General features: G+C 65.3%; 4 protein-coding genes and 1 pseudogene. 3 read left to right on the top strand and 2 right to left on the bottom strand.

Annotation, left to right across the window (positions count from 1 at the left end; all coding sequences use genetic code 11):
• Positions 1–497, bottom strand: a pseudogene (locus tag CWO89_RS34430) (hypothetical protein); the annotation flags it as partial.
• A 455-nt stretch (positions 498–952) separates the two neighbouring features.
• Between CWO89_RS34430 and gltB the strand changes: the two are divergent.
• Together gltB and CWO89_RS34420 are read left to right on the top strand one after the other, a co-directional pair.
• Positions 953–5,686: a glutamate synthase large subunit gene (gltB, locus tag CWO89_RS34425; protein ID WP_130582911.1), complete on the top strand. Its 4,734-nt coding sequence runs from the start codon at positions 953–955 to the stop codon at positions 5,684–5,686.
• Between the two features lie 146 nt (positions 5,687–5,832).
• The gene (locus CWO89_RS34420) at positions 5,833–7,290 is read left to right on the top strand and encodes a glutamate synthase subunit beta (protein WP_130582910.1); all 1,458 of its coding nucleotides are present in this window, start codon (positions 5,833–5,835) and stop codon (positions 7,288–7,290) included.
• 9 nt (positions 7,291–7,299) lie between these two features.
• On the opposite strand, the gene CWO89_RS34415 is transcribed toward CWO89_RS34420, so the two are convergent.
• The gene (locus CWO89_RS34415; protein WP_130582909.1) at positions 7,300–9,021 is read right to left on the bottom strand and encodes an outer membrane beta-barrel protein; all 1,722 of its coding nucleotides are present in this window, start codon (positions 9,019–9,021) and stop codon (positions 7,300–7,302) included.
• Between the two features lie 204 nt (positions 9,022–9,225).
• On the opposite strand from CWO89_RS34415, the gene CWO89_RS34410 reads away from it, so the two are divergent.
• Positions 9,226–10,239, top strand: coding sequence for a KpsF/GutQ family sugar-phosphate isomerase (locus CWO89_RS34410; protein ID WP_130582908.1), 1,014 nt, complete (start codon positions 9,226–9,228; stop codon positions 10,237–10,239).
• The last annotated feature ends 35 nt before the right edge of the window (positions 10,240–10,274 follow it).

Here is a 10,274-nt window from a genome sequence, read left to right as displayed (position 1 = left end):
GCCACATGCGGAATGGGTGCCGGCGGCCGTGGCACGCTGCTGCGAACAGGGGTTGCCGGCGGCAACGGTCCGGCGGGGCCATAGGCGCCGCTCAGATCACCTCGGTAATCGTCATCCATCCCGTCGGCCGGAATGAAGCGGATGATGCGTCCGCTGCGCGCGTCGATCACCAGCCTGCCGTCGCTCCCGCCAGGCTCGATCACCGCGATCGTGTAGACCAGCCCGCGTTGCCGCGGGATGCCGAGCGGCAGGAACCCGTTTTCGCGCAGCACGGCGTAGACTTCGATCGGCGGCAGCAGCCCCGGTCCCGGTCCGTAGGCCGGCCCATAACGCGGCGCCGGCACTTCCGGCGGCATCGCCGCATACGGGCCGTCGAAATCGGACACGGTCACGATCGACGGATTTCCGACGTGATTGGGCGCCAGCAACTGCGCATTGGCGGTCGGGGCCGAGAGAACGAGCCCCGCAGACAAGACCCATCCCGTAAACAGCTTCATCACCGGTAGCTCCTGTAAGACGCTGGGCGTGGAGCATTTTTGCTCTCTGGTGCCCGCAGGAAACTTCATCGGCAATTCCGGCGGTCCTTGGGCCGGATCACGGCGCGTTTGCTTCAAATCGGGGGCGGCCCTCCCGCCGCGCTCCACGCAAAACTACATGCGGACGAGGACTCTCATGCGCTTGTGTGATAGAAAAAAATTTGGCAAGGTCGGAGTTAGGACAGTATAGCTGTCTTAATCGCGGGGCAGTCCCGGCATAGGGATTGCAACGGAAACTCGGCCCTTCGGGCTCCGAGAATGCTGCGGGCAAGGCCGTTCCTCAGGGACGTTGAACGCTCCTCGCCTGATTTAGGACATTGCGGCTCGCGGAGGACGAGCGGTGGCCCGATGGGTGCCGCAACGCCCAAGGTGCGCCAACGACCATGAGGCCCTTTAGCCTTAATTTGAGAGGAAACATGAGCGGGTCGGAATTCGAGCGCGAAACCATCGTGACAGAAACGCTGTCGGCGACCGCAGCCTCGAAAGCGGACGAACCGGCGCGCGAACACGATTGGCGTCCCAAAGCCGAAGGCATGTACGACCCGAGCCTGGAGAAGGATGCCTGCGGCGTCGGCTTCATCGCCAACATCAAGGGCAAGCCCTCGCACCAGATCGTCTCCGACGCGCTGAACATCCTCTGCAACCTCGAGCACCGCGGCGCCGTCGGCGCCGATCCGCGCGCCGGCGACGGCGCCGGCATCCTGGTGCAGATCCCGCACGCTTTCTTCGCGCGCAAGGCGGCCGAGCTTGGCTTCAAGCTGCCGCAGCCGGGCGACTATGCAATCGGCGCGCTGTTCCTGCCGCGCGACGCCGCCTGGCGCAACGTCATCAAGAGCATCATCGCCGACGAGATCAAGAACGAGGGCTTCAAGCTGCTCGGCTGGCGCGACGTGCCGACCGACAACTCCTCCCTCGGCGTCACCGTGAGGCCGACCGAACCCTATCACCTGCAGGTGTTCATCGGCCGCAATGGCGTCGGCAAGACCGAGGACGAGTTCGAGCGCCGGCTCTACATCCTGCGCAAGTCGATCTCGCAGGCGATCTATCAGCGCCGCGATCGCGGCATGGCCGGCTACTACCCGGTCTCATTCTCGTGCCGCACGGTGATCTATAAGGGCATGTTCCTGGCCGATCAGCTCGGCAAGTATTATCCCGACCTGCACGAGGACGACTTCGCGAGCGCGCTGGCGCTGGTGCACCAGCGCTTCTCGACCAACACTTTCCCGGCCTGGTCGCTGGCGCATCCCTATCGCATGATCGCGCATAACGGCGAGATCAACACGCTGCGCGGCAACGTCAACTGGATGGCGGCGCGGCAGGCTTCCGTGCATTCGGAGCTCTACGGCAAGGACATCAGCCGTCTGTGGCCGATTTCCTATGAAGGCCAGAGCGACACCGCCTGCTTCGACAACGCGCTAGAATTCCTGGTGCAGGGCGGCTACTCGCTGCCGCACGCGGTGATGATGATGATTCCGGAAGCGTGGGCCGGCAATCCCTTGATGGATGAAGAGCGCCGCGCCTTCTACGAATATCATGCCGCGATGATGGAGCCGTGGGACGGCCCGGCCGCGATCGCGTTCACCGACGGCCGCAAGATCGGCGCGACCTTGGATCGTAACGGGCTCCGCCCGGCACGCTATCTGGTGACAAAAGACGACCGCATCGTGATGGCGTCCGAAATGGGCGTGCTGAAGATCCCGGAGGATCAGATCGTCACCAAGTGGCGGCTGCAGCCGGGCAAGATGCTGCTCGTCGATCTCGAGCAGGGCCGACTCATTCCCGACGACGAGATCAAGGCCGATCTGGCCAAGAGCCATCCCTATCGCGACTGGCTGGCCCGCACCCAGATGCAGCTCGAAGAGTTGCCGGATGCGCCGACCAAGAGCGTGCGTTCGAACCTGCCGCTGCTCGACCGCCAGCAGGCATTCGGCTACTCGCAGGAAGACATCAACATCCTGATGACGCCGATGGCGGCGACCGGCGAGGAAGCCGCGGGCTCGATGGGCAATGACACGCCGATCTCGGCGCTGTCGGACAAGCCGAAGCCGCTGTTCACCTACTTCAAGCAGAACTTCGCGCAGGTGACGAACCCGCCGATCGACCCGATCCGCGAGGAGCTCGTGATGAGCCTCGTCTCGATCATCGGGCCGCGGCCGAACCTGTTCGACCTGCAGGGGCTCGCCTCCACCAAGCGCCTCGAAGTGCGCCAGCCGATCCTGACCGATGCGGATCTAGAGAAGATCCGCTCGATCTCCGACGTCGCCGAGACGCATTTCAAGTCGCGCACGCTGGACACCACCTTCCACGCCGGCTTCGGCGCGGCCGGCATGGAGCAGGTGCTGGATGAGCTCTGCGCGCGTGCCGAAGGCGCGGTGCGTGAAGGCATCAACATCATCATCCTGTCCGACCGCATGACCGGCACCGACCGGATCCCGATCCCCGCGCTGCTCGCCTGCGCCGCCGTGCATCATCATTTGATCCGCACCGGCTTGCGCACCTCGGTCGGCCTCGTGGTCGAATCCGGCGAGCCGCGCGAAGTGCACCATTTCGCCTGCCTCGCCGGTTACGGCGCAGAGGCGATCAACCCCTATCTCGCGTTCGAGACCATCATCGCGATGAAGGGCCGCCTGCCGGGCGGGCTCGACGACAAGGAGATCGTCAAGCGCTTCATCAAGTCGATCGGCAAGGGTCTCCTCAAGGTGATGTCCAAGATGGGCATCTCGACCTACCAGTCCTATTGCGGCGCGCAGATCTTCGACGCCGTCGGGCTGAAGGCCGATTTCGTCGGTAAGTATTTTGCCGGCACGCACACCCGCATCGAGGGCGTGGGGCTGGGTGAGATCGCCGAGGAAACCGCGCGGCGGCATGGCGATGCGTTTGGCGATGCGCAGGTCTACAAGACCGCGCTCGATGTCGGCGGCGAGTACGCCTACCGCACCCGCGGCGAGGATCACGCCTGGACCGCCGAGTCGGTCTCGGCGCTGCAGCACGCCGTGCGTGGCAACTCGCTCGAGCGCTATCGCGCCTTCGCCAAGATCCTGAACGAGCAGCAGGAGCGGCTCTTGACGCTGCGCGGCCTGTTCCGGATCAAGACCGCGGCGGAAGAAAAGCGCAAGCCGGTGAAGCTCGAAGAGGTCGAGCCGGCCAAGGAGATCGTTAAGCGCTTCTCCACGGGCGCAATGTCGTTCGGCTCGATCTCACGCGAGGCGCACACCACGCTCGCGATCGCGATGAACCGGATCGGCGGCAAGTCCAACACCGGCGAAGGCGGCGAGGAATCCGATCGCTTCAAGCCGCTGCCGAATGGCGATTCCATGCGCTCGGCGATCAAGCAGGTCGCCTCGGGCCGCTTCGGCGTGACGACGGAATATCTCGTCAACTCCGACATGATGCAGATCAAGATGGCGCAGGGCGCCAAGCCCGGCGAAGGCGGTCAGTTACCCGGCCACAAGGTCGACGCGACGATCGCCCGCGTCCGCCATTCGACGCCCGGCGTCGGCCTGATCTCGCCGCCGCCGCATCACGACATCTATTCGATCGAGGATCTGGCGCAGCTCATCTATGACCTGAAGAACGTCAATCCGGACGGTGACGTGTCGGTCAAGCTCGTCTCCGAGATCGGCGTCGGCACGGTTGCCGCCGGTGTCGCGAAGGCGCGCGCCGACCACGTGACGATCGCAGGCTTCGAAGGTGGCACCGGCGCCTCGCCGCTGACCTCGATCAAGCATGCCGGCAGCCCGTGGGAGATCGGGCTCGCCGAAACCCACCAGACGCTGGTGCGCGAGCGGCTGCGCAGCCGCATCTCGGTGCAGGTCGACGGCGGCTTCCGCACCGGGCGCGACGTCGTGATCGGCGCGCTGCTCGGGGCCGACGAGTTCGGCTTCGCCACGGCACCCTTGATCGCGGCCGGCTGCATCATGATGCGCAAGTGCCATCTCAACACCTGCCCGGTCGGCGTCGCGACCCAGGACCCGGTCCTGCGCAAGCGCTTCACCGGCCAGCCCGAGCACGTGATCAACTACTTCTTCTTCGTTGCCGAGGAAGTGCGCGAGATCATGGCTTTGCTCGGCTACAGGAAGTTCGACGAGATGGTCGGCCAGACCCAGATGCTCGACCAGACCTCGCTGGTCGCGCATTGGAAGGCCAAGGGGCTCGATTTCTCGCGGCTGTTCGTGCGGCAGAAGGAAGAGAAGGGCCAGAAGATCTACCGCTCGGAAGCCCAGAACCATCATCTGGAAGCCGTGCTCGACCGTCGCCTGATCGAGAAGGCCCGTGCCGCGCTCGACCGTGGCGCGCCTGTCAGGATCGAGGAGGAGATCAACAACACCGACCGTTCCGCCGGCGCGATGCTGTCGGGCCAGGTGGCGAAGATCTACGGCCACGAAGGACTGCCGCTCGACACCATCCATGTCAGCCTCAAGGGCACCGCGGGCCAGGCGTTCGGCGCGTGGCTTGCCAGGGGCGTCACCTTCGAGCTCGAAGGTGAAGGCAACGACTATGTCGGCAAGGGCCTTTCCGGCGGACGCCTCATCGTCAAGCCGCCGAAGATCTCCGGCATCGTACCGGAGGAGTCGATCATCGTCGGCAACACCGTGATGTACGGCGCGATCGCGGGCGAATGCTACTTCCACGGCATCGCCGGCGAGCGCTTCGCTGTGCGCAACTCGGGCGCGGTCGCTGTCGTCGAGGGCGCCGGCGATCATTGCTGCGAATACATGACCGGCGGCATCGTCGTGGTGCTCGGCAAGACCGGCCGGAACTTCGCGGCGGGCATGTCAGGCGGTATCGCTTATGTCCTGGACGAGGCCGGCGACTTCCCGAAACTGTGCAACCTCTCGATGGTCGAGCTGGAACCGGTGCTGTCGGAAGAGATGATCAACGCCGCCACCTACCACCATGCCGGCGATCTCGAGGCGCATGGGCAGGTCGACGTGTTCCAGAACCTGCTTGATTCCGATGTCGAACGGCTCCATGTGCTGATCACGCGGCACGCCAAGCTGACCGGCTCGAGGAAAGCCGCCGAGATCCTGGCGGACTGGAAGACGTGGCTGCCGAAGTTCCGCAAGGTGATGCCGGTCGAGTACCGTCGCGCACTGAAGGAAATGAAGGCGAACGCCGACGCCGAGCCGAAAATCGCGATCGGAGCGTAATCACGGAAGGTTATAAGACCGCCATTGCGAGCGCGGCGAAGCAATCCATAAACTCGGTCCGCGGACAGGTGGATTGCGTCGTCGCTATCGCTCCTCGCAATGACGAACGAAACAAGACGAACCAGGGTGCAGGGGCCTCAGGCTTAATGGGAAAGATCACAGGTTTCCTCGAGATCGAGCGGCACGACCGCAAGTACACGCCGGTCACCGAGCGGCTGAAGCATTTCCACGAGTTCGTCATTCCGCTCAGCGAGAAGGACCTCCGCGATCAGGCCGCGCGCTGCATGAACTGCGGCATTCCCTATTGCCACGGCACCGGATCGGTTGCGCCGGGCACGCCCGGCTGCCCGGTCAACAACCAGATCCCCGACTGGAACGATCTCGTCTATCAGGGCAACTGGGAAGAAGCCTCGCGCAACCTGCATTCGACCAACAACTTCCCTGAATTCACCGGCCGTATCTGTCCGGCGCCGTGCGAGGCTTCCTGCACGCTCAACATCGACGACAACCCGGTCACCATCAAGACCATCGAATGCGCGATCGTCGATCGCGCCTGGGACAATGGCTGGCTCAAGCCGGAGATCCCGGCCGAGAAGACCGGCAAGAAGGTCGCGGTGATCGGCGCCGGCCCGGCGGGCATGGCCTGCGCGCAGCAGCTCGCACGCGCCGGGCACGACGTGCATGTCTATGAGAAGTATGCCAAGGCCGGCGGCCTCCTTCGCTACGGCATTCCCGACTTCAAGATGGAGAAGGACATCATCGACCGCCGCGTCACGCAGATGGAGGCCGAGGGCGTCACCTTCCATTACGGTGCCCAGGTCGGCGGCGACGCCCCCGGCGCGATCGATCCGAGCGATCTGCAGAGCCAGTATGACGCGATCGCCCTGACCGGTGGCGCGGAAGCCCCGCGCGATCTGCCCATCCCCGGCCGCGACCTCGACGGCATCCATTTCGCGATGGACTTCCTGCCGCAGCAGAACCGCCGCGTCTCCGGCGAGTCGTTCAACGGCGTGACCGACATCCTCGCCAAGGACAAGCATGTGGTGGTGATCGGCGGCGGCGACACCGGCTCCGACTGCATCGGCACCTCGCTGCGCCAGGGCGCCAAGTCCGTGACCCAGCTCGAGATCATGACGGCGCCGCCCGAGCGCGAGAACAAGGGCGTGACCTGGCCGAACTGGCCGTTGAAGATGCGGATCTCGTCGAGCCAGGCCGAAGGCGCGATCCGCGAATACGCCGTGCTAACCCAGAAATTCGAGGGCACTGGCGGCAAGGTGAAGAAGCTGCACTGCATCAAGGTCGACGACAAGTTCAAGCCGGTGCCCGGCACCGAGTTCGAACTCGACGCCGAGCTGGTGCTGCTGGCGATGGGCTTCGTGCATCCCGTACACGATGGCCTGTTGAAGCAGCTCTCGGTCGAGCTCGACCAGCGCGGCAACGTCCGCGCCAATACGAGCGACTACCAGACCTCGTTGCCCAACGTCTTCTCCGCCGGCGACATGCGCCGCGGCCAGTCGCTGGTGGTCTGGGCCATCCGCGAAGGCCGCCTCTGCGCACGCGCGATCGACACGTTCCTGATGGGCAAGACGGATCTGCCGCGATAAGGGCGCCGCCTAGTTCTGCACCCTGACCCCCAGCAGCATGACCGTCGACTGCGAGCTCGATCCTGGCGAGCTCGAGTCCAATATGTCGTGGCGGACGGTGCCCTTGATCCAGAGGCTGCGGGTCATCTTGTAGATGAGATCGCCTGACAGCGAGTAGATCTTGTCCAGGCGGTTGTCGCCCTGATAGTCGAGCGTGCCGTAGGTGAACCTGCCGATCGCGGTCAGCCAGCGGCGGAAGTCGTGATCGACCTCGACAGTGTAGGTGCGCGCCAGCACGCCTGATGTGCCCGGCAGCGTGGTCTCGGCGAGCTGAGTGTCGGAGTAGAATTTCGCCGTCGTCAACGGCGTCGCGGTCCAGGTCAGCGATGCCGTGGTGAGCAGGCCGTCCAGCCGGTTCAGCCGCGGATCCTGATAGTCGCGTGCGGCGTAGCCGATCGAGACTTCGCCGAACAACAGCCGCGAGAACTCGAAGGACGAGCCGGCCTTTGCATAGCCGCCCGCGGAATCGCGCGCGAAGCCTGAGCGGTCGAGCCGCAGATCATGGACGCGGCTGTCGCCCTGGATTTCCACGAACGGCTTCACCGCGGGGTTGACTTCGTAGCTGATGCGCGCGACGCCGCCATACTGGCTGAAGTTGCGGTCGTCGTTCGAACTGAACGAGCCGTCGGTGAGCCTGGACCATTGGTAATCGGTGCGGTCGACGGTGGCGCCGGCGGAGACCTGCAGACGGTTGAAATTCTGATCGACGCCGAAGGTGCCGCCGAGCGTGGTGTAGATCGGATATCTGGCGAGGCCGGCCGGCACGTTCGGGCTGCCGGGGATGTCGGTGGAGACGAGCAACCGCGCCTGCCCCAGCAGCCTTGTGTCACGGGTGACGTCGAGCCGCCCATCGATATGGCCGATGAAGTTGGGGCGATCGATATCGAGCGGCGCGGAGAGCGCTGTGCCGTCGGCATTCGGCGTCAGGTTTTGGGTGTAGCCGGTGAAGGAGCCGCGCAGGTCCGCGACCAGCGCGTGGCGCTCCCAGTTGGACACCGCCAGGAATTCCGGGGCGATCACGTACGTCGGCGAGCCCTGCTGCACCGACAGCCGGCCGGGATTGGTTTCATAGCCGGCGCTGAGTTCGACCGCGGACTTGATCAGGAAGCTGCCGGCATAGTCGCCGACCGCGCCGAACGGATCGTCGTCGATCCTGAGCCGCTTGCGCGGCGGCTGGCCCACCACATTGCCAGCCATCGCCGGCGGCACCGGCGGCTTGTTGGCGGTGTCCGAGGGCGGGATCGATAGGCGCAACTGTCCGGCCAGATTCCGCGGCGGCGGCGCGGGTGGCGGCGTCCCGGGGCCGGGCGGCGGTTTCGGCCTCGCCTGCGCCGGATAATATTTCGGCTGCTGGCGTTTGCGGTTGAGCGAGTCATAGCCGGAGGTCGAGGCGCCGTTCGCAGACGGCAGGCCGTAAGACGGCACCTGGCCAATGCGCGACGGCGCGCGGCCATCGCGATCCCGGTCACGCAATCGAGCATCGTTGAGCGGATCGGCCAGCTCAGCCGCGGTCCTGCGCAGGGGCGAATCAGGCGGCGCTACCTGAGTAGTGCGCGACGGGCTGAACAGGTCCGGCGTGACCGTCTGGGCCTGCGCGAGGGGGCCGTTCAGCGCGAGCGCGGCAAGGCACACAACAGGCGCGCGCAAATAGCGCGCGCGCCCAGCCCGGCCCCTTGCTCGCCCTCGTCCCACGATAGAAATACCTCAACAAATTCCTTGACTTACACGGCAAACGCGGAACGGGGCCGAGAACGTCCTTAATGGAGTTAAAACAATTATGGTTAATGGCTCGTTGAGAGCGGCTGGCTGCGTCGCCTCCCGCGGCCGGCCGTGCTAAGGGAGGCGCTCTGGGCGCACCGCCCCTCCTCCCTGGAAACAGACTCTCTGGAAAGAGACATGGCCAAGCCCAAACCGCTGATGCCGAAATCGTCGGACACCGAGCCCGCTGATGCCGCCGTGCAATCGGCGCTGCGGACGCTGGAGGCGGAAGCAAGCGGTGTCGCCGCGATCGACGCCGCGCTGCGGTCCGACCTCGGCGCGCCCTTTGCCGCTGCGGCGGAGATGATCCGCAACGCCAAGGGACGGCTGATCGTCACCGGGCTCGGCAAGTCGGGCCATATCGGCCGCAAGGTCGCGGCGACCTTTGCCTCCACCGGCACGCCGGCATTCTTCGTCCATGCCGCCGAAGCGAGCCATGGCGACCTCGGCATGATCACCGCCGACGACGTCATCCTGGCGCTGTCATGGTCCGGCGAGCAGCCGGAGATGAAGAACCTGATCTCTTACGCCGCGCGCTTCGGCATTCCCGTGATCGCGATGACAGCGGAAAAGGGCTCGAGCCTGAGCAAGGCCGCCGATATCGCGCTGACGCTGCCGAAGGCGCGCGAGGCCTGTCCGCACAATCTGGTGCCGACCACCTCCTCGCTGATGATGCTGGCGCTCGGCGATGCGCTGGCGATCGCGCTCCTGGAAGGCCGTGGCTTCACCTCGACCGATTTCAGCGTGCTGCATCCCGGCGGCAAGCTGGGGGCGATGCTGAAATATACCCGCGATCTCATGCATGCCGGCGAGGCCGTGCCGCTGAAGCCGCTCGGCACCAGGATGTCGGACGCGCTGGTCGAGATGACCTCGAAGGGTTTCGGGTGCGTCGGCATCGTCGACCGCCGCAGCCATCTCGTCGGCATCGTCACCGACGGCGACCTCCGCCGCCACATGCGTTCCGACCTGATGACCGCCGTCGTCGACGACGTCATGACCAAGAATCCGAAGACCATCGGCCGCGACACGCTGGCCGGCGAAGCGCTGGAATTGCTGAACGCCTCGAAGGTCACCGCGCTGATCGTCGTCGACGCCGGCAAGCCGGTCGGCATCGTGCATTTCCACGACTTCCTGCGCGCGGGCGTAGCGTAGGCTCGCATGGGAGCGTGTAGGATGGGTAGAGCGCA

Origin of the sequence: Bradyrhizobium sp. Leo170 (assembly GCF_004296405.1) — a bacterium.
Taxonomy (GTDB): Bacteria; Pseudomonadota; Alphaproteobacteria; order Rhizobiales; family Xanthobacteraceae; genus Bradyrhizobium.
This window is presented reverse-complemented; position numbering and strand designations above follow the sequence as displayed.